This window comes from uncultured Ferrovibrio sp., from assembly GCF_937960835.1.
Classification (GTDB): Bacteria; Pseudomonadota; Alphaproteobacteria; order Ferrovibrionales; family Ferrovibrionaceae; genus Ferrovibrio.
In genome coordinates this window covers 1-20,106 of record NZ_CALGPC010000008.1, presented here as the reverse complement: position 1 = coordinate 20,106, position 20,106 = coordinate 1, and the positions used below count along the sequence as shown (strand labels likewise).

The window sequence follows — 20,106 nt, the reverse complement described above, 5'->3', positions numbered from 1 at the left end:
TGGATCATCACGGTATATCCACGAGCTTAACCTACCTGAGAGCTTAACCTACCTGATCTCCGCTGCTGGCCGTTGCCGAGCCATCCTTGGCTTGTCTTCTATATAGAAGGCGATGACCATATTGATGTTTGGCGTATCCTGCGTGCTAAGCAAGATATTCCATCTTGGATGACGGAGTCGGAGATCTGATAAGCATGCTTCAGGTCAAGAATACCTCTCATAAGGCATCATCATTACCGAATTTGATTAAAAGTACCGCACAGAGCGTAGAGCTTGCTCGACTGCATGTACCCAGCCCCACCTGTTTCTCGTCCAGCTTTGTATAAACGTTTGACTGATCCAAGACTTTCTTCTCCCTTCGCCCCTCTATTTTGCATAGTGGGCTCAGTTATATCGTTAGGAGAAGAACTTTGCTTAACTTGCTGTCCGAAAAAACTTTTAGCATACGCGGTTGCAATTACATACTCTGCATTACTCCGGTTCATATTCCCCAGTAATGCCGGATCAGGCAAATCGATTTCACCTAAAAGTTTAGCGGAGACGCTGACAGTCCCGCTCATACTTTCGAAGCGCCGGTTTACAGAATCAGAATTCATCAAAATGGCCAAACGTTGTGGGGTGATACGTGGTTTTTCCCCTGCTATGAGAAAGATTACATGGTTCTCCCCGACCACGCCGCCATGCCGTTTAATAAATGATTTGGGAATAGCCGCTGCATTAAGACGACGTTTCTGCTTACGATTTGAGGTGCGCTGCAGCACCACACAAGCTTTCCTAATAATGTACGGGGCATTTTCGGGCGCAGTGACCCAGATTTTATCTGTGTGTTCTAAACCGCGTTTGTGATCAAATTTTCCGTTGGAAGTAATAGCTTTAGCCCAAATTAACGGCCAATCCCCCTTATTCTTCTTCTTCCGAAGTCTATCGGACTGTCGATTGGCGACAAGATGTCCCACCGTCGCCGTGTATCCGTAGTCACTCAATCGGAAGCCGCCCTCCAAGAGCCCGGTTGATGGCAACCTCCACGGTTTTCCATCGTTCGTTACTATCGGCACTCCTAAATTCTTAATCGATGCATCTGCTTGCACCATAGCGCACGTTGGCACAATGCTCTTTGGAGCATCAAATTTGCGCTGCAATACGACAATTGTGGCGTCTTGCACAACGTCAAGGAACACATCAACTCTTTTCTCGATTAGATCAATGGCCAAAACATCGGCCATCTCTGTGATTCTTTTTCTGAACAAAGAAAACTCCGGCCCTCCGATGAAAGACATCGGAACAATAAAACCTAATAGCCCCCCTGGCTTCAGCCTATCCAGACCTTGCCGAACGAACATGGAGTATAAATTCAGTTGTCCGCCAGCAATGTCGGAAAACTTTTCCCGCCACTGTTTATTACCTTCTGCACCAACCTTCCCATATGGGGGGTTTCCGATAATAGCATCGACTTTTTCATCGTCCTCGCTCTTGAGACTGTTACCTTGAGAGATCAAAGAAAACTCTCTCTCTAACTTCAGACCAAACTCCCCCCTCAGCATCCGCCGCACTAAGGCGTTAGCAACGACAGCGAGACCTCTGTCGATCTCCATACCCGATAAGCGTCCGCGCAGATCAGAGAGAATATTCTCATCCGAAAAACCTTCAGCCTTAAGGTGAATTACTAAGCGCCGTGCTATTGGCACTATGAAGGCTGCACCACCAGCTGCTGGATCATGAATACGATGCTTTCTAATGTCCAAACCGAATTGTTGAAGGCGGGAGAGAAGATGGTTCACTAGATGCGGTGGGGTGAAATAGGCTCCCAGCTCTCTGCGCCGTCGCTGATCCAGCAGCAATGTATAGATATTAGCAATTGCATGATCCCGATCTTCGGGAGCCAAGCCATTGATCAACCTCTGCAGCTGTGTTGGCCCATCGCCGTTAATGAGCCTGAGACAGAGCGCGCCAGGCATCACCTTCTGGGAGATATTTTGTCGAGCCTGCCGAATAACGCTCGAAAGTTTCTTATATGGGTCATCCGCTCGCACAGCCTCCGCCTTTCTTTGATTTTTATATACGGACATCAGAGGAAATTGATTCTACTGCGTGCAGTAGGTTTGCGATTGGTTTGACCACAGCCCCTTCAATTAAGACGCCGAGCTCCATGGATCGCCGGCTGTAGACTAAAAGATTGGCGCTACCAACATAAGCCAAGTCTTCGTCGGCCATTACCACCTTGCAGTGGAAAGTTTCATAGCCCGCATCTAAAGCAATAAAATAGTCGACTACTCGCACTCCAAGACGTCGAAAATTGTCCGCGTGATGCCCCAATAACGGCGCAACTTTTTGGTGTCGACGCACGATTAGCAACTTCTCTGGCGCCTTTGTAGCCTCAAATAAACCGAGAATCCATTCACTTCCCTCTTCGTTCAAGAATGGCGACATCACCGTTAGACGGCGAACCGCATTCCTAGCGATTCTCAAGAAGGCATTGTCGGTTTCCATTAATCGAACGTAGGCGATCCCGTGAATGGGGAGGCTTTGCTCGATTCTACTTGGCTGTGCCGGGAGAGTGACAACTGCCTCAACCGCACTCTCTGGCCTACCATACCGCCTCATAATTGCGGCTCCCAGCAGAAAGGGGGGAATCCAGCCGGGCATCCTCGCGCCTTGTGAAATCCAAAAATCACCAGCCTGACGACACCAGTCATAATCGCAGAAACACTCTAGCGAACGATGAACAGCCCCCATTTCTGACGAAGTAATTCCGTTCTTGCCTATTAAATCGTTTGTATAGAAGCGTTGTCGCTCATTAGCACGCAGAAATATGGCCACAGCGGAGGCTGTAGCACAATCTTGTTCGAGTATTGTTACCAACTGCCGCCCGAGGTCTTGCGAGACGTGACTCATGAAGCTGTGGCAAGCCTTCTTGAAACTTCGTAGAAACCTTCACTCAACGGGGTTATTTGATCGTCCCAGGATGGCGACCCTCGCCCCGTTAAGACCGATCTAGATAAAAGCTCGTTCCTAGTTAAGCATGAGGTTTCAGGAAGCAGAATGCAGTCAGGGCAGGCGCCTCCTCGCATCTGACAGATGGTTTCTGAGCCACACCTGAGGTTCTCCGGCCGTACCATCTTCTCCAGGACCTGATTGCCGTAAACAGGATCCGTATAATTTCGCCACATGGATGATAGGTTACCTAAATCCATCGTTGTCCCTCGGCGATAAACCAAAAACGCCGTATCAGGCACAAAGAGATGCTCTCCAAAAGAACCAAGATCGAGACCAGATAGCTCAGACATTATGCCGATCAGTTGATGCGCGATTGTATGCAGAAGTGTATAGACATAGGGATATGGCGCTCTGGTAACGCTCTTTTCTTTACGATAGTCATCGAGAAAGCGAGAGAACGTGCTGGCAGGGAAGTCCTCAATGAGCTTACCCCCCAAGCTAATTGGCGGAGTGCCGAGATCCACGTTTATGCCATTGACACGCAGCCACTCTACAACGGCCTTCTCCTTCAGTTTGACGTAGAAGGCCTCATTCTCTTGCTTAATACAGTAGATTGGATGCCTAGCATAACCTTGGCCGCTATCGGTACGGCCAAATAGGTTCAGACGAACTGGCATTTCAACTTTATTCCCCTTGGTCTTCTCCCGCTCTACCAGAGGAAGTGCAGACACGCGGGTATATCCGAAAGTATATTCACAGAGTTCCAAGTTACGAATCAGCCGCATATCTTCGATGCCAAGAAGGTCAAGCCTACGTCCGATCTCTCTGAGAGCCGCCTGTTTATCGACAGCTGCAAGAGTAGGCATCAGATGGGCATCGGGTGCCATTACCCGTACACACACACTCTTTCCACCAACGAAGACAGTACTAAGTAGCTTCTCTTCAGTGAGCGCCTTGTGTTCAATAGCCATTCGAATTGGATCGTAGCGCCGGATATAATCCGAGCGTTCGTATACCCTCTGTCGCAAGTTCGGCGAGGCACGATCACCTTCGAGAAGATATGGAGCCCAACGCTCCTCATATTGCTCGATTATCTTGCGTATCTCTGCAATCCCCGCCAATGGAACATCAGGCATACTCTCCATAAGCGTCAACGTCTCTCGACTTACACAGTAGGTCCTCCAATCTGCCTCCAACCCTACAGCGCGTAACTTCTCCTCTTTTTCCGAATCAGTGAGTTGTTTGCCGGGGTAATTGTATTGCTTCCCTAGGAATTGGATGAGGTCTTCCTCTCGGCCACGCTGTAGAAGCTCCAAGTGATCACCTTTGCTAAAAATGATTAGACGATCACCATGGGGATAGAAAACGGCGGATGCGCGATATGATACCGGCTCCATGTTTACTTCTACCATTTGGACCTTCTTGGAAACTAGGTACGGTGTAAGGCGCTGCAGTGTAAATTCATCCTTCTGAAGAATTTCCCTCTTCATGCCGCACTTCGCACACACGAAGTACCAGTCAGAGAATGATGCAGATCTTCTCACCAACGAGAAGGCGTAGTGACCGCAGGATCGACAGTTGTCGGTGGACACCACCCCTCGATCCGGGTGCCAGAAGCGAGTCGATGGAGTGAGTGGCTCGACGTGGCCCGACCAGTGAACCATCACAACATCCAGCTGCTCCCACTCATCGACGCATTTGCTTGTACCGCTAGGGCAATGATCACGAAACTTGCGCGCCTGACTGTCCACACGACTTACATCACTGGAAACTCTATGCAATCCACAGCGCGTGCAGATAAAGGCGAGAGGAAAGGGAACATATCCCATCAGAGTTGCATTCATGAATGCAAACTTGTCGATACTAACCTCAACGTCTTTACCATTTAGCAACGCCTGATCGACGCACAGCTCTATCTCAGGAGGATGGTCCAGATTCTTAATATTACTCGCTCGGACAACCCAAGCCTCCACATATTCTCGTATTTGCTCGTAGATTTGATGCCTGACTGACTGATTAATTTGAGCCTCATCATTGCGTGTAGACACTGACATACAAGCGCCTTGTCCACCCTCGAAAGTAAAGAGTGCTCCAGGGGCGTAGGCGGTCGCCAGCTGACTCCGAGATCTCTGCATAGTAGGTGGCGCGTCGGTCTTCTGCTTCGCGCCTATAAACGACTGCTTCTTCCTCACAGCACACCTCAGTTTTCATCGATCTCGATGTCCATCTCGCTGACAGGTAATGACGCGCTTACCCGTCGCTTACGGATGAACGCCATAGCGGCACCAAACTTATCGAGCGTCGTGGTATCTCTGGTGGTGTGAAGTGCGGCCGTTATCTTACCAACTTCATCCACGTCACGTAGGCTGGTCATGGGACGATGAAGGTTATTGCGCTGGTCGACCCAGAATTTGGATAGTTCAGCTGTATAATCACCGGACTTCAGAATGCCCTGGATAGCATTGACTTGCTTGGCAACTAGGTCCTTTGCATAATTTAGCTGACTCTCGTCCCTAAGCCCCTCCACACCAAGAGCCCGAGCCACGAAGTCATGGCAGGCCTTGATAACTTCCTCTGCACGGCGACTGGATAGCTCTGAATTTAATGCTCGTGCTGTGCCGGGAAATCTTGCAGTTCCATTGCGCACCCAATCCTGCTGATACAAAACACCAGCAAAATAAGTCTGGAACAGTGAAGGAATAACGCGTTCCAACGCCCTATCTGCCCACCGCTCTATTGCGGGAGGCGAAATCATGCGCTCTAGCAAACGATGAAAACTTTCATGAACCTCCACGATAAATCGATCCCGACGATTTTGTGGTGTTGGAATCAGCATGGAGAAACCAACGTGGGTACGACCCACACGCGACGATGCTTGAATATATTCAGCGATGTCAGATGGCATGCCTGCAAAAAACATGGAGTTGAACTTCTCCACATCGACACCATGAGAAATCGCGGAGGTTGCTACTATGCAGCGCAAGGTATCAGAAATGTCCATAGAGCCAAAAACGAACCTCGATTCGGCCTTCTGGATAACAGCCTGGATGCCTTTAACGTCAACACCACCACTTATTAAATCAATTTGAAAGTCTCGAATCTTTAGAACTCCATTGGGCGCTGCACGATCGTGATCCTTGATGGTCTGGCTATGCAACGCCGACATTACTTGGTCGCCACCTTTCTTATTAGTTACATAAGTCAGTGCAATGCGGTGAAGGTCCACCAAGTTGGCCAGAATTTCATGACTATTTTGATACTTCTCGACTACGCGACGATGTCGGTTTTGCAGTGGATTATTCGAGAGTCTCTTTAGTATATCCGCGACCGCATTCGCACGATTGGTAATGGACGCTCCAGTGAGAGCCCGTAGGTAATAGGTCACATTAACGGCGAAAGCACTGAGTACCGCCACAGTTGTTGCGGTATGAGGGCGGCCATTTGTCAGCAAGGATATATAAACGCGAGCCCACGGAGCATTGATCTCCTCCTGGCGCGGCGATACTCCAGAAGCAACTGGCCGATCAGCTTGAGCCTCCTTGGTTTCGAAACTGGCTGGCGCCCCGTAAAAAGTGCGATAGATTTGAGGGCCTGGATGTGGAAACCGGAGGACCTTCCTCTGGTAAAGGGCATCGATCTGGCGATCTGGGTCCGATATTGTAGCCGTGGCCGCGATGATCTTGGGCATACGCGGAATACTAGTGCCAGGAATCCGGCATGCTCGGTGCCCTAAAAGCTTGGCCAGCTCCTTAAACCATGTGAATAAAGTTGTCTCGAATAGGCCACCGAAGGTACCAAGAGACTCTTCGAGTAAATGCATCTCGTCCTGAATGATCAGGCTAGGGAGAGGATCGAGAAATACCTCCTTTCCGCCTGCGACCGCAGGAGCGATGGGCAATCGCCCCTTTTCCTTAGCTTTAACTAAATCCTCAGCATGCGGCGAGAATAAGAGATTGTTTTCGGGATCAATGGCACGCGCCATTCCGAACATCCCCGCCACCTTGTCGATGGTTGAGGGGTGATTGCCGATCAACGCCAATTTGTCGATTGTACCAAGCAGAATAGATGGTGCCCGCCGATAAATATCGGCGTCGACTAGAATAAATGGTAATGGCGCTGGATAGCTCTGGTCATGAGCCCTATTCCAGTCGCACTTTTGATTGACGCAGAGGATTCCCAGTCGATGCTGCTGCTCGGGAATAATCCTCAAAACAGTAGGACGCTCGCTGTCGCAGAAAGGACACCGAGGTAGCTTATTCCAAGCGTTATTTCGGCCGACGTATCCAGCATTCTGTTTCTGCAGTTCATCTTCTTTTTCAGGAGGTACGTCGCTCCACAGCGGTATGTCTTGAAGAGCACTCTTAATCTTATTGCTGTCATCACCATCGGTGACATGGTTTGGAGTATTGCTCGATCCAACCCAAAATCCTATCTCAAATGGCGCTCCATCAAGCTTCATCCTGCGTCGGATCATTTCCGCCCGCGCTAGTAGACGCATCAGCCGCTGCGCTTGTTGAAGAGTCAGCAGGCGGAGCGGATAATGTATCATCGCACTGACGCCGCGATGCTTGCCACGCAGCCGATCAAAGAAAAGCGTGAATATCAGAATACCAAAGAACGCCTCGGATTTTCCCCCGCCCGTACTCATATATAACAGAGTCGCCTTACTCTCATCGTAGTCCTCGCAAAAGTACTTTTCGAATTCTGGTACTCGCGATGCGATGGTGGGAATGTGCGCAAGAATGAAAGCCAGTTGAAATAGACGCCAGCCAGGATTTTCAATCTTGGCCGCTTCTAGGAAAGATTTGTTTGTCGCTAACCAGGCTCTGTATGCGATGCCTTCACGGCAATCCCTATTCTTCCGGTACGCTACCTGACTCTCCTGCAGCAGCTGGATACCAAGTCGTATTCTATTCTGCTCTTCGTTCCATGCGATCAAGTCACCGTGGTAACGCATTTCCTCTCTGCTGACTTCCTCGGGACCGGGGGTAGCTCCTGCATCAAAAAGACCGTTTTCTTCGATGTGATTCTCAACAGATTTGATCCAAAGAAGCATCTCATCGGGCAATTTCACAAGCTCTTGAATGTCTAGGTCAGGATTGGAAAGATGTGAGTACTCAACTGGTACCTTGTGTATTTTTGTTGGTCGGATGCGGGGCAAAACAAAGCGCGGAGCCCAAGTGCTCCGCAATTCGATCATCTCTCCCAAATCTCGATAAGTTACCCCCCCGTTCACCCCTATCGCTGGCATATCGAGGAATCCCGAGAGGTGATAAGAGGGCTTTACACGCTCCAAGCGCATTGACTGCAGGACAGCTTTAGGCAGTTCTACGGTAAGATTGACTTGAAACAGGCCATTCTCTGTATTGTCCTGTTTCTCCTTGCGGTTTTCGATTGCAAGCCTGATAGTCAGATGCCCTTCGACGAAAGGATCTCTCAGGACATCTACGACCAGAGCTACCTCGACACGAGGTATAATATGTTTGGGCTCTACCTTGCTCTGTCTCACCTCGTTGAGAAACTTAGTCCAATTCTCGGGAGTCCAGAAAGCCGATGGCGGTGCCTTGCGGGGGCGCCAAGCACGAGCCACGCCGACTTCCGTATTAATCCACTCGTAGAAGGCTTGGTGAATTGACTTATTCAGAAGAATTCGGTGTGTATCAACCGCGTTCTTCCATTCATCCTCTTTATAAGGAAGAGGAAGCATCAGTGCGGGGACATCAACAGGCAGCCGGAGCCACGCCTCAGGAATATCCTCCGGCATTCCTTTGTCGTCCGGAACAAGCACCTGATTATCTCTTATTGCTTCGACCTGTTCTCCGTCTTGATCTGGCAATTCGCCAGGCTTTTCCTCTTTCCCGATTTGCTCAGGCTTCAGATCAATACCGTGCTTCAAATAGATTTCTCGAATAATCGTATCTCGCAGATAATTACTCTCTCTAGATGACAGATCCTGCGGTATTTCGTTTTTATACCGTCTCCTTCTCTCTGCATTGATTTCGTCTTGTATCTCCTTTTTCAGGCGAGGCATTGGACGCAATCCAAAGCGGGGATCGAAGACATCCACCGCCTCGGGCAGGATACGCACATACATATTGAAGGAGGGACGAACAATTATCTCACCAGCCTGGCGGCCATCTATTCTGATGTCCATGCCATGCATAGAGATTGAAATGTCACTGACGACCTCGTCGTCACTTTTGTTGATGCCGGGAAGCAAGAATCCGCTGACTAATGTCTTCGACGGTTTTGCGCCCAGGATCAGTTCGCCGAACTCATCTTCACCAGATACGGCGCGGCGAGTTCGTTCTATTAGAGCATCGCACACTGCCTCTTTCAGTTCTTGGAGGTCATCGTGAGGCAGTTCCGCTTTTTCAAGATCATATGGCTGAACTGAGGGCGCTAGGCGCGGTGCTGACACTGAACGTCTCCGCTTTCTCGATTACATCAACGTTTTGGATGATGGTTTGCCAAAGTTCGGTCAACGCACCATCGCGATCTCTAATAAGAGTGCTTTCCGGGTCGATTACAAAATCGACTGCTCGTTCATGGAAAAGTAAGCCTTCTCGGATACGATAGGCGCGTGTCGGCCTAATCCCCAGATTCCAGTACGCCTCAGCAAGCGGCATAGGAATGCCAAGAGCACCCATAAATAGCTTGTATCGTCGGGAGGTTTTGGGGGCGAATGGCATGGCCGCCGGATCATCGACAGTATTTTCCTGAACGCTTAGCCAGCGCTTGATGTTAGTGACCTCACTATCCTCGAATCTTGGATCGACTGATTGGATGCGACGCAGTATTTCGCGAGCTTTCTCAGCGATGTTATTGCCTGGAATATCTGACACTCGCGATGCCACCGCTTTGTGATACTGACGCAGATTTTCTAATGTTTTTGGCATTCGAGCAAAATGTTCGCGCAACAACACCATTAATGGGCGAGACATAACAAGAATAGCATCGCCTTCGACAAGTGTATTGGCTTGCACTTTTTCAAAGGCTCGTAATTCATTAGGGGTGCTACGCAGCACCCAGGCATTCGACCGGTATTTAATCGTGTAGCCGCCCGAGGTGCGAATTCTTATGATAGCACCAGAATACTTTTTTTCACCCTCATCCTCTTGGGTAAAGTCCAAGTTCCGGTAATCTTTCGGCATAACGATTTCGAGATCTGAATCCTCGCCAGCGAGCTCAGCCGCGCTTTTACCGATTGCATCCAGCAGAGGCTTGGCTCGATCACGGACAGCCGAAAACCCTTCTAGATTGACAAGAGGACGGAGTTCACCCGCCAACAAGCGGGCTCCCGAGGCATCGCCTATTATCACTACTGATGAGGGGGTATTGGGGTGTACCAGTAGGGTGCGGATAGTATCGACATCCGGTTGCACCAGAATCAGCCGCTGTCGGCGATGAGCGTCAAGTACATATCTTAGCGCTTTGGCATGAACCACTGGCACGCGACATGTCAACCAAGCGTCAGCCGACTGATAGATGTCGCAGTCACTTTTGTATGGAAAAACGAGGAGCTGATCGTCCGGATTTTGAATCGCTCCCAGAATGGAGCGGAGTTTCAGGGAAATAGGCGTCGCATCGGCCCACCGGTCGACCGTTCTTAAAATCGCGGCATAGGCGTCCTTCAGCTCTCCCGTAAACACGCTATTGTTGGCGATGGCCTGACTGAGCGGATGAAGCGCATGGTCACAAAAGTAACGTCCCCTCATCAGCTCATCACGCTCATCATCCCCAGGATGGAGAATTTCGATGATCTCTCTAGCTTCCGTGAAGCCGACAGGCAAAGCGACAATCCTGCGAACGAACTGCAACCCTACTCTAACAGCCCAGGCATGCTCATCGAGCCCAGCGTCTTCTAATTTTCGAGCCAAGGAAATCAACTTGTCCCTTAGATCGACCAGGGAACCATCCTTAAGATCAATTTCCCACTTTATGGGAGGAAGTGACTGGGGTGTTGTTTTAAAACGGGTAGCGCTATTTAGGAGACTTGATGATGGTAGAAACACTCCGCGTCGCTCGGGAAATCGATGCGGGGTCTTTCTAATCTTAAAAAGCTCATGAGCCTTTCTGGCTGCGAAGGAATCATCGCAGATGGCGACAATGCCAGGACGCGCTCGCCCCAGGTTTGCCATAGATTCCACTAATATTTTTAGTGACTTCTCCCAACGACGCCCCATCAATTCTCTGGCCGGGCGGGTAAGATCTGCCACCACTACATCCAGCCCAAGGTTACGGAATCGTTCAAACTTGAGACATGCACTGAGAGTACGCATGTCGGTTGGAAGGCCAAATATCGCATAAGGTGAAACCGTTGGGTCTCCAATCCGCTCCACCTTCTGACGAGCGTTATCAGCCATCTTGCCAATCAAGGTGTAATTTTGGATGCGGTTTAGGAATTGGTCGGGCGTGGCTGGGTAGATGGGGTGGCGCCCCTGGGTTCGTAAGTGTTCATTTGAAGGGGCGAAAACTGGCGTAATCTCTAAAAGCGTTGGACGCCGTACAGTAAAACCCGTCCTCGGACGCAGGTCTTGTAAACGCATGAGGAGCAGCTGATACTCCTCCATAGCGATCCTCGGATGGATCCAATCTCGGCGTTCCCTTATATCATTGATAACCGTGCGGGCAGCTTCCACTAGTTCTTTGGGCTCGACTAGGATTGAGCGCGCCGCCGCCGTGAGGCTTGGACGCCATGGCCACACACCGACACTAGCATGCCCCAGCTTTCCATGGAGACGCCCTTCAAGGATCGAGAGCGCCGCAATGATGAAAACGTTTTCGGGCTTGCTCGGCCAAGTCTGCACGATGCGATCGGCACGATCATCCATAGATTGATGAACAGAGGTGATGATGGGCTGGCCCTCCACTAACACCAACGTATCGTTGGCTTTGGAGGTTCGTTCATAACGGGCCCGCCCAGATATTGGCCTGAAAAGACCAAGACTATTATATCCCGTCGGCACCGTTTCTATTACGGCTCCGACGGCTCCCTCCCTTTCTGTAGGCCGCTGCTGGGCTAACTTCCGCTTGGCGTCAAAGCGGGCTCTCTGCAATTCTTGTAAATGCTGAAGGCGTTGGCGATGATTCCAATCCTGGAACTTTCCAGCCATATCCCCCCTTCCCCCGGTCGTCAGCTCCAACGGTGATCTTCTCTGGTAAAACTACAACTTGTGGCTAAATCCGAGCAACGACTATTACGCATTTCGACACATCGTGCGGCATCATTAGTCTGCTTCTGAAGAGCAGAATGATGGCCACGGCGGCTGAATCTGCGCTATAAGCTAACGCATTGAGTTACGTAGGTTTTTGGGTACGCAGGGCCCGGTTGTCTGCGTAGCTCAGCGGTAGAGCAAGACTTTCGTAAAGTGGAGGTCGGGGGTTCAAATCCCTCCGCCGGCACCATTCCCGGTAGCAGCAGGGAAAAGAAGTTGGCTGCTCCAATCGAGCGAAGCTCTCCCGTTAAATCATCCCAAACTGGGCCAGGCATCAGGAAATCGTATTAGACCGGCCGGGCGGTCGGAAGCGCTTCCGCCTCAGTGCCGGATGCGGCGCTCCAGCCAGGCTTTCACGACAAGCGTCAGCAGTGCCAGTACAGTGAGCGTGCTGGCGGCGGCGAAGGCGCCGACCGCGTTATAGTCGTGATAGAGCAGTTCGATCTGCAGCGGCAGCGTGTTGGTCTCGCCGCGTACATTGCCCGACACCACCGAAACGGCGCCGAATTCGCCAATGGCGCGGGCCGCGCAGAGGATGGTGCCGTAGAGCAGGGCCCAGCGGATATTGGGCAAGGTCACGCGCCAGAAAATCTGCCAGCCGGCGGCGCCCAGCGTGGTCGCCGCTTCTTCCTGCTCACTGCCCTGGGCCTGCATCAGCGGGATCAGCTCACGTGCCACGAAGGGGCTGGTGACGAACAGCGTGACCAGGATGATCGCCGGTAAAGCGAACATGATCTGGATATCGTGCTCGACCAGAAAATCCCCAAGCAGGCCCTGCCCGCCATAGAGCAGGATATAGGTGACGCCGGCAACGATCGGCGAGATCGAGAAGGGAATCTCGATCAGGGTCAGCAGCAGCTTCTTGCCGGGAAAGTCGAATTTGGCGATCAGCCAGGCGGCAGCGACGCCGAAGACCAGATTGATCGGCACCACGGCAAGCGTGACCACAATGGTGAGCAGTACGGCATGAAGCGTATCGGGCTGCAGGATGCTGGCGGCATACATGCTCCAGCCCTTCGAAAGTGCCTGAACAAAAATCACAATGACGGGTGCAACGATGAACAGCAGCGTCAGCACCGTGCCGAGCAGGATCAGGATCAGCGGCAGGCGCGAGGGGCTTCTGCCGACGGCGGCAGGCGCGGCGTGGAATGCAGCATCGGCGGCCATCAGTTTTTCACCTTATAGCGCATCTGCCAGGCCTGGATTGCATTGACCAGCAGAAGGATGCAGAAGGCGCCGGCCAGCAGCACCACGGCGAGCGCCGCTGCCGCCGGATAGTCGTATTCCTCCAGCCGGATGAAAATCAGCAGGGCCGCGATCTCGGTCTTGAAAGGCAGGTTGCCGGCGATGAAGATCACCGCGCCGAATTCGCCGAGGCAGCGGGCGAAGGCCAGCGCGCAGCCGGTGAGATAGGCCGGGAAGATGGCGGGAAAGACAATCTTGCGGAAGATCAGGCCCGGATAGGCGCCAAGCGTCGCCGCCGCCTCTTCCACATCGGGCTGAATATCCTCCAGCACCGGCTGCACCGTGCGCACCACGAAAGGCGCTGCCGTGAAGGCCATGGCGATGGCGACGCCGATCACCGTATAGGCAACCTTGATTCCGGCCATGCCTTCGATCACCTGGCCATACCAGCCATTGCCGGCGTAAAGCGCGGTGAGCGCAACGCCGGCCACGGCGGTGGGCAGGGCAAACGGCAGATCGATCAGCGCATCGAGGATGCGTTTGCCGGGAAAGTCGTAGCGCACAAGAATCCAGGCCATCAGCAGGCCGTAGCCGGCATTGAACAGCGTCGCCAGGGCCGCGGCCGTCACCGTGATCTGCAGCGAAGCCAGCACGCGCGGACTCGACAGAAGTCGCAGGAAACCCTCAGGCCCGATCTCGGCGGATTTCAGCAGCAAAGCTGCCAGCGGCAGCAGCACGATGATGGCGAGATAGAGCAGCGTGCCGCCCAGCGCGAGGCCGAAGCCAGGCAGAACGCGCCGGGCTTTCACCCGGCGCGTGCTTGCATTGCTGATAGCGACAGCTGTCACGATGGACCCAACAGTTCAGGTCAGCGGTTCACAAAGACCTGTTCGAGGATGCCGCCTTCGGCGAAATGATCCTTGTTGGCCTTTTCCCAGCCGCCAAAAACCTGCTCCACCGTCACCAGCCTCACCTCCGGGAACTGCACCTTGTACTTCTCCTTCACCTTCGGATCGTGCACGCGGTTGAAGTTTTTCGCCAGAATCTCCTGGCCGGCCTCGCTGTAGAGGAAGTTCAGATAGGCCTGCGAGACCTGCTGGCTGCCGCGCTTGATGGCGACGCGGTCGACCACGGCAACCGGGAATTCGGCGAGCAGGCTGAGCGACGGGGTGACAAGGTCGAAGCCCTTGTCGCCATATTCGCGGCGGATGCCATTGGTCTCGGATTCAAAGGTGATCAGCACATCGCCGATCTCGCGCTCGACGAAGGTAGTGGTCGAGCCGCGGCCGCCGGTGTCGAAGACAGGCACATTGGCCAGCAGCGTCTTCACGAACTCCTTCGCCTTGGCATGGTCGCCCTTGTTCTGCTCCAGCGCGAAGGCATAGGCGGCCAGATAGGTGTAGCGCGCATTGCCCGAGGTCTTCGGATTGGGGAAGACCGACTTCACATCCGGACGGATCAGATCGCTCCAGTCCTTCACATTCTTCGGATTGCCCTTGCGAACCAGGAAGGCCGGCAGCGAATAGAAGGGCGAGGCGTTGTTGGGGAATTTCTTCTGCCAGTCCTTGGCGACGAAACCCTTGTCGGCCAGCATCTGGATATCGAGGAACTGGTTGAAGGTGACCACATCGGCCTGCAGGCCTTCCAGGATCGAGCGGGCCTGGCGCGAGGTGCCGGCATGCGACTGCTTGATTTCCAGCACCTGTCCGGTCTTGGCCTTCCATTCGGCGGCGAAGACCGGATTGATCTGGGCGAACAATTCGCGGGAGACGTCATAGGAGACGTTCAGGATGTCGGACGGGCCCTTGTCCTGCGCGAAAGACGGTGAAGCGGCCGCCAGCACGGCGGCGGCGGCAAGCGATGCGATGCGTTTCATCTGGCGTTGTCCTTAAGTGAAATGAAAACGGGAAATCAGGCGCTGGCAGCGCGTTTCTCAGCCGCGGCCGCGGCCGGGCGCTGCGCCGGCTCGAAGATGCGTCCGCGCAGGATTTTCAGCCGCACGGCATCGCCGCGTTTCAGGTTGCGGCCGCGCACGGCCTCGCGCGTCAGCTCGACCTCGACCGGCTTGTCGATGCCGGGCAGGGCAATGTCGAACCGGAAGCTTGGGCCATTGGAGGCCACATCGCTGATCCGCGCGCCGGATGTGGCATCGGCAATGAGTTCGATCTCATGCGGCCGCACGAACAGCGTTACCGCGCCATCGCCGGCGGCAACACGCTCGACCGCGGAAGTATCGGCATGGGGCAGCACCAGTCGGCCATTGTGCAGTTCCGCCGGCAATTCATTCACGCCGCCGAGGAAGCGGGCCACGAAGGGGCTGGCCGGATGTTCGTAGATTTCATCGGGTGTGCCGACCTGTTCGATCCGGCCCTCGCCCATCAGCACCACGCGGTCGGCCAGTTCGAAGGCCTCTTCCTGGTCATGGGTAACAAAAATGGTGGTCATGCCGAGCTGGTCATGCAGGTCGCGCAGCCAGCGGCGCAGATCCTTGCGGATGCGGGCATCCAGCGCGCCGAAAGGCTCGTCAAGCAGCAGCACCTTCGGCCGGATGGCGAGCGCGCGCGCCAGGGCGACACGCTGGCGCTGGCCGCCCGAAAGCTGCGCCGGATAGCGCTCGCCTAAGCCTTCGATTTGCACCAGCCGGATCAGTTCCTCAACACGGCTGCGGATTTCGTCTTCTGCCGGGCGCCTGTCCCTGGGCTGCACGCGCAGGCCGAAGGCGATGTTCTCGAAGACCGACATATGCTGGAACAGCGCATAATGCTGGAAAACGAAGCCGACGCCGCGGCGCTGCGCTTCCAGCGCCAGCCAGTCGGTGCCATCGACGCTGACGGAGCCGGTATTGGGCCAGTCAAGGCCGGCGAGAATGCGCAGCAGCGTCGTCTTGCCCGATCCTGAGGCGCCGAGCAGGGCGATCAGTTCGCCATCCGCGATCTGCAGATCGATACCGCGCAGTACCGGCACCTTGCCGAACTGCTTGTGGATGTCCTGGATGTCGATCGCCATGAAGAAATGCCTGCAGTGTCTGTGGCGGAAGTTTCTACACAGATAGCGCGGGCGTCAACAAATCTATGCTAATTAACGACGTAAATTATTTAATAATACATCTGTATTTTGTTGTATATGGGCGTGCCGCGGCAGCAGACGGCTGGCACTTTTGATTTATCTTCTTGAAAAGACACCATATTAACCCCAGAGACAGCGCCTCGTCTTGAATCAGGTCCTGAATCAGGATGTCCGGCTCCGACAGCAGGTTCGCCAAAGGCTGGTGGGCAAGTCGGTGGCGATCAGGGCTTCGACCAGCAAGATTACGGACGGCGCGGCCGCCAGCGGCATGGCCATTCCCTAGGGTTAAACCTTCGTCATTAATTTACGCACACTGGGTGGAGATTTCCTCCGATTCACCCGGTTTTCCGGAGATTATGTAACCGTTTGGAAACTTGACACCCATCAAAATCTGATGGCCTTTGCTACCTAGAATTATAACCGTCCGTCCGCCCGCCAAACGCGTCCGCTGCCCGATCGTAACCGTCATTTCCGTGACCCGAGGCCATCCATGAAGCGTCCCACGCCTACCCAGGTCGAGCGCACGTTCGGCGAGGACGAGATCATTGTCAGCAAGACCGACACGCGCGGCCGTATCACCTATGCCAACGAGGTCTTCTGCCGCGTCGCCGGTTATTCCGAGCATGATCTCGTCGGCCAGCCGCACAGCATCGTGCGGCATCCCGACATGCCGCGCTGTGTCTTCCAGTTGCTGTGGGACACCATCAGCTCCGGCAACGAGATCTTTGCCTATGTCAAGAACATGGCGCGCAATGGCGATTACTACTGGGTCTTCGCCCATGTGACGCCGAGCTTCGACATTTCAGGCAAGATCGTCAGCTACCATTCCAGCCGCCGCAAGCCCGAGCCGGGCGTCATCGCCAAGGTCGAGCCGCTGTATCGCGCGCTGCTGGAGGAAGAGCAGCGTCATCATGACCGCAAGCAGGGCCAGGCCGCCGGCGTGGCGATGCTGCACGATATCCTGAACAAGAATCAGGTTTCCTACGAGCAATTCGTGTTTTCGCTGGTTGCCTAAACCGGCGAAAGGGGTGTGGAGGAAGGGTATGCGTTTTTTTGGTAAGGATCGTCGCCAGCGAGCGCTGGACGAGATCGCTGTTGTTTGCGAGCGCGCGGCCGCCGGCGATCTCGGCGTGCGTGTCGTCGATACCGAAAGCCACGGTGAACTGGCGCCGATTCTGCAATCGCTGAACCGTCTGCTCGATCGTACCGAGGCCTTCATCCGCGAGGCCACCGCCTCGCTCACCTATGCCTCGGAAGGCAAGTTCTTCCGCACTTTCATGCTGCGCGGCATGCTCGGCGAATTCCGCCGCGGCGCGCAGGTCATCAACACGGCGCGCAGCTCCATGCAGGCCAAGGCCGAGGCCACCGCGCGGCTGGAGGCGGAAATGGCCGAACAGCGCGCGGAGATGGAAGCCCGGGCCCGCGCCGAGCGGCAGCAGCTTGCCGACCAGTTCGAGCGCGAAGTGATGTCGATCGTCTCGGCGGTGCAGTCCTCCGCCGGCACCTTGCTCTCCAATGCCGATACCATGGCCAGCGAAGTCCGGGCCGTGCATGAGAAGACGAGTTCGGTCGCCGCCGCCGCGCGGCAATCCAGTGCCAATACGCAGGCGGTCGCATCGGCAGCCGAAGAGCTTAATGCTTCCGTGGTCGAGATCGGCCATCAGGTGCGCGATTCCCGCGCCGCCAGCCAGTCGGTGGCCGATGAAGTCGCGCGCGCCAGCGCTGCAGTGCAGGAATTGGCGGTTGCCAATGCCAAGATCGACGAGGTGGTGGAGTTCATCAAAAGTGTCGCCTTCCAGACCAATCTGCTGGCGCTGAACGCAAGCGTCGAAGCGGCGCGCGCCGGCGAGGCGGGCAAGGGCTTTGCCGTGGTGGCCCAGGAAGTGCGCAACCTCGCGCAGAAGACCGCCGAAGCTGCCAAGAGCATCGCCGATCAGATTGCCGCGATTCAGCATGCGTCCGAGAATACGATCTCGGCCATCGACGTGATCAAGGGCCATGCCGACACCCTGAACCAGCGCGTCGGCACAATTGCGGATTCGGTGGGCGAGCAGGCCGACGCCACCGCCCATATCAGCAACAACATCCACGAAGCGGCGGCCGGCATCGAAAGCGTCTCCGATCACGTCCAGGAGATTTCCGAGGCGGCGGCGACCACCGGCGAGGCGGCCGCAAGCGTCAGCAATGCGGCCAACAGCCTCAACGAACAGGCCGCACAGCTTGGCCGCCAGGTTGGCGACTTCCTCGGCTATATCCGCAAGCTGTAAGCAAGCCGTCTAAAGATCGAAACAAGATGGAGACAACCGGGTGGTTGTCTCCATCCGGTCTCGATCGCCGACTGAACGGCCAGGATCGCGGTGCTGGATCGTCAGCTGGAGGGCTACCGGCGCCTCTGTCGCGGGGGCATACTCTACGGCCGCCGATATTCCCATCGGCCGGTCGGTGAACCGCTGGTTCATGACGCCGCTGGATCATTTAGCTTTCTCCGCCGTGGCGGCTTATTACGAGCGGCTCGGCAGCCGTCCGGCTTTGCGCCGCCATGGCTGCAACAAGATACCTTCACTCGGCTCACGCAGCCCTAAGCAGACAAGATCGGGACAATTCTTCCGTTGCGGCGCTGCCCGAACCGGCCTTTTATGACGCCGCAAACAAGGAAGCGAATGCCCATGTATATCCCGGCTCATTTCGCCGCGCGTGATCAGGCGCTGCTGCAGGGCTTCATCGCCGCAAATGCCTTCGGCCTGCTGCTGTCCGGCGGCGGCGCGGATCTGATCGGCAGCCACATTCCTTTTCTGCTGGAACGCGAAGATGGCGGACCGGGCAGGCTGGTCTGCCATCTTGCGGCTGCCAATCCGCAGGCGGCAGCTTTGGATGGCGCCGACGTGCTCTGCGTCTTCCAGGGACCGCATGGTTATATCTCGCCGCGCTGGTACGCCAAGAAGCCTGCAGTACCAACCTGGAACTACATGGCGGTGCATGCCTATGGCCGCGCGACGGTGATCCGCGATGCGACGCGCCTGCGCGGCATCGTGGACCGTCTGTCAAAGGTCTACGAGCCGGAAGAGGGCGGCTGGCGTCTGGATGACGAGCCGGACAATTTTGTGGATGCGATGCTGCGCGGCATCGTCGGCGTGGAGATCGCAATCTCCCGGCTGGAAGGCAAGTTTAAGCTCAGCCAGAACCGGCCTGCAGATATTGCGCTGGTGGCCGCCGCCCTGCGCAAGGAGGGCGGCGAGGACAATTTACGTCTGGCCGATGCGATGGAGCGCGCAACGCCCAAGCGTTGAGAAGCAGGCGCTGAGAAGCTGAACCGTGTGGCGCGGCGGATGATTCAGTCCGCCGCATCCTCCACATGGGTTTCAGCCTGCTGCGGAGCAGCCGCTTCTTGCAGGGCATCGTTTGCGTCCGCGCTGCTGTCGATGCGGAAATGGCCGACCAGCTCGGCAAGCTGCCGCGCTTGGTTTGCCATCGCCTGTGCCGAGGCATTGGTCTCTTCGACGAGGGCGCCGTTGCGCTGGGTCATCTCGTCCATGTTGACCACGGCGCCGTTGACCTCTTCCAGGCCGCGCGCCTGTTCGGCAGAGGCCGCCGCAATCTCAGCGACGATATCCGACACCTTCTTCACGGCGGTGACGATCTCGCTGAGGCTGTCGCCGGCCTGATTGACCAGCGCCGCGCCCGACTTCACTTGCGCGTTGGAGGC

Annotated in this window: 13 protein-coding genes and 1 tRNA gene; 4 read left to right on the top strand and 10 right to left on the bottom strand. The window is 54.9% G+C overall.

The genetic code is table 11. The features are described 5' to 3' along the window. Positions 1–233: 233 nt before the first annotated feature. The 5 genes from Q0603_RS07955 to Q0603_RS07935 form a co-directional block, all read right to left on the bottom strand. Positions 234–2,066 (bottom strand): N-6 DNA methylase, encoded by a 1,833-nt coding sequence (locus tag Q0603_RS07955; RefSeq protein WP_298724386.1) that lies wholly within the window; start codon positions 2,064–2,066, stop codon positions 234–236. Continuing rightward, complete coding sequence (locus Q0603_RS07950; RefSeq protein ID WP_298724384.1) at positions 2,053–2,892, bottom strand: hypothetical protein; 840 nt, start codon at positions 2,890–2,892, stop codon at positions 2,053–2,055. Before Q0603_RS07950 ends, Q0603_RS07955 begins: the two co-directional genes overlap by 14 nt. Further along, the gene (locus Q0603_RS07945; RefSeq protein ID WP_298724382.1) at positions 2,889–4,424 is read right to left on the bottom strand and encodes a hypothetical protein; all 1,536 of its coding nucleotides are present in this window, start codon (positions 4,422–4,424) and stop codon (positions 2,889–2,891) included. Before Q0603_RS07945 ends, Q0603_RS07950 begins: the two co-directional genes overlap by 4 nt. Positions 4,425–5,134: 710 nt before the next feature. Next, entirely contained in the window at positions 5,135–9,355 is a 4,221-nt protein-coding gene (locus Q0603_RS07940; RefSeq protein WP_298724380.1) for a DEAD/DEAH box helicase, read from the bottom strand. Further along, a complete protein-coding gene (locus tag Q0603_RS07935) occupies positions 9,315–12,050 on the bottom strand; it encodes a hypothetical protein (RefSeq protein ID WP_298724378.1) in 2,736 nt (911 codons plus the stop codon). The genes Q0603_RS07940 and Q0603_RS07935 overlap by 41 nt, the downstream gene beginning before the upstream one ends. Before the next feature lie 217 nt (positions 12,051–12,267). Here Q0603_RS07935 and Q0603_RS07930 point away from each other — a divergent pair. Further along, a tRNA-Thr gene (locus tag Q0603_RS07930) sits at positions 12,268–12,342 on the top strand. A 131-nt stretch (positions 12,343–12,473) separates the two neighbouring features. Here the strand turns inward: Q0603_RS07930 and cysW are convergent. The 4 genes from cysW to cysA are packed head-to-tail and all read right to left on the bottom strand — an operon-like array spanning position 12,474 to position 16,343. Then, positions 12,474–13,319, bottom strand: coding sequence for a sulfate ABC transporter permease subunit CysW (gene cysW / locus Q0603_RS07925; protein WP_298724376.1), 846 nt, complete (start codon positions 13,317–13,319; stop codon positions 12,474–12,476). Then, positions 13,319–14,185, bottom strand: a complete 867-nt coding sequence (cysT, locus tag Q0603_RS07920) for a sulfate ABC transporter permease subunit CysT (protein ID WP_298724373.1) — start codon at positions 14,183–14,185, stop codon at positions 13,319–13,321. The genes cysW and cysT overlap by 1 nt, the downstream gene beginning before the upstream one ends. A gap of 20 nt (positions 14,186–14,205) precedes the next feature. Beyond that, on the bottom strand, positions 14,206–15,213 hold the full coding sequence (locus Q0603_RS07915) for a sulfate ABC transporter substrate-binding protein (RefSeq protein WP_298724371.1): 1,008 nt from the start codon (positions 15,211–15,213) through the stop codon (positions 14,206–14,208). A 35-nt stretch (positions 15,214–15,248) separates the two neighbouring features. Beyond that, on the bottom strand, positions 15,249–16,343 hold the full coding sequence (cysA, locus tag Q0603_RS07910) for a sulfate ABC transporter ATP-binding protein (protein WP_298724369.1): 1,095 nt from the start codon (positions 16,341–16,343) through the stop codon (positions 15,249–15,251). Between the two features lie 550 nt (positions 16,344–16,893). Between cysA and Q0603_RS07905 the strand changes: the two genes are divergently transcribed. The 3 genes from Q0603_RS07905 to Q0603_RS07895 all read left to right on the top strand — a co-directional run bounded on the left by Q0603_RS07905 (position 16,894) and on the right by Q0603_RS07895 (position 19,690). Beyond that, a complete protein-coding gene (locus Q0603_RS07905) occupies positions 16,894–17,418 on the top strand; it encodes a PAS domain-containing protein (RefSeq protein ID WP_298724366.1) in 525 nt (174 codons plus the stop codon). 28 nt (positions 17,419–17,446) lie between these two features. After that, positions 17,447–18,670: a methyl-accepting chemotaxis protein gene (locus Q0603_RS07900; RefSeq protein ID WP_298724365.1), complete on the top strand. Its 1,224-nt coding sequence runs from the start codon at positions 17,447–17,449 to the stop codon at positions 18,668–18,670. Between the two features lie 399 nt (positions 18,671–19,069). Beyond that, positions 19,070–19,690, top strand: coding sequence for an FMN-binding negative transcriptional regulator (locus Q0603_RS07895; protein ID WP_298724362.1), 621 nt, complete (start codon positions 19,070–19,072; stop codon positions 19,688–19,690). Between the two features lie 44 nt (positions 19,691–19,734). On the opposite strand, the gene Q0603_RS07890 is transcribed toward Q0603_RS07895, so the two are convergent. Further along, the coding region (locus Q0603_RS07890; protein ID WP_298724360.1) for a methyl-accepting chemotaxis protein at positions 19,735–20,106 on the bottom strand (372 nt) is incomplete at its 5' end.

Coding starts and splice junctions, on each gene's coding strand:
- cysW (WP_298724376.1), bottom strand. CDS start 13,319: ATGGCCGCCGATGCTGCATTCCACGCCGCGCCTGCCGCCGTCGGCAGA.
- Q0603_RS07900 (WP_298724365.1), top strand. CDS start 17,447: ATGCGTTTTTTTGGTAAGGATCGTCGCCAGCGAGCGCTGGACGAGATC.
- Q0603_RS07955 (WP_298724386.1), bottom strand. CDS start 2,066: ATGTCCGTATATAAAAATCAAAGAAAGGCGGAGGCTGTGCGAGCGGAT.
- cysA (WP_298724369.1), bottom strand. CDS start 16,343: ATGGCGATCGACATCCAGGACATCCACAAGCAGTTCGGCAAGGTGCCG.
- Q0603_RS07895 (WP_298724362.1), top strand. CDS start 19,070: ATGTATATCCCGGCTCATTTCGCCGCGCGTGATCAGGCGCTGCTGCAG.
- Q0603_RS07950 (WP_298724384.1), bottom strand. CDS start 2,892: ATGAGTCACGTCTCGCAAGACCTCGGGCGGCAGTTGGTAACAATACTC.
- Q0603_RS07905 (WP_298724366.1), top strand. CDS start 16,894: ATGAAGCGTCCCACGCCTACCCAGGTCGAGCGCACGTTCGGCGAGGAC.
- Q0603_RS07945 (WP_298724382.1), bottom strand. CDS start 4,424: ATGAAGAGGGAAATTCTTCAGAAGGATGAATTTACACTGCAGCGCCTT.
- Q0603_RS07915 (WP_298724371.1), bottom strand. CDS start 15,213: ATGAAACGCATCGCATCGCTTGCCGCCGCCGCCGTGCTGGCGGCCGCT.
- Q0603_RS07935 (WP_298724378.1), bottom strand. CDS start 12,050: ATGGCTGGAAAGTTCCAGGATTGGAATCATCGCCAACGCCTTCAGCAT.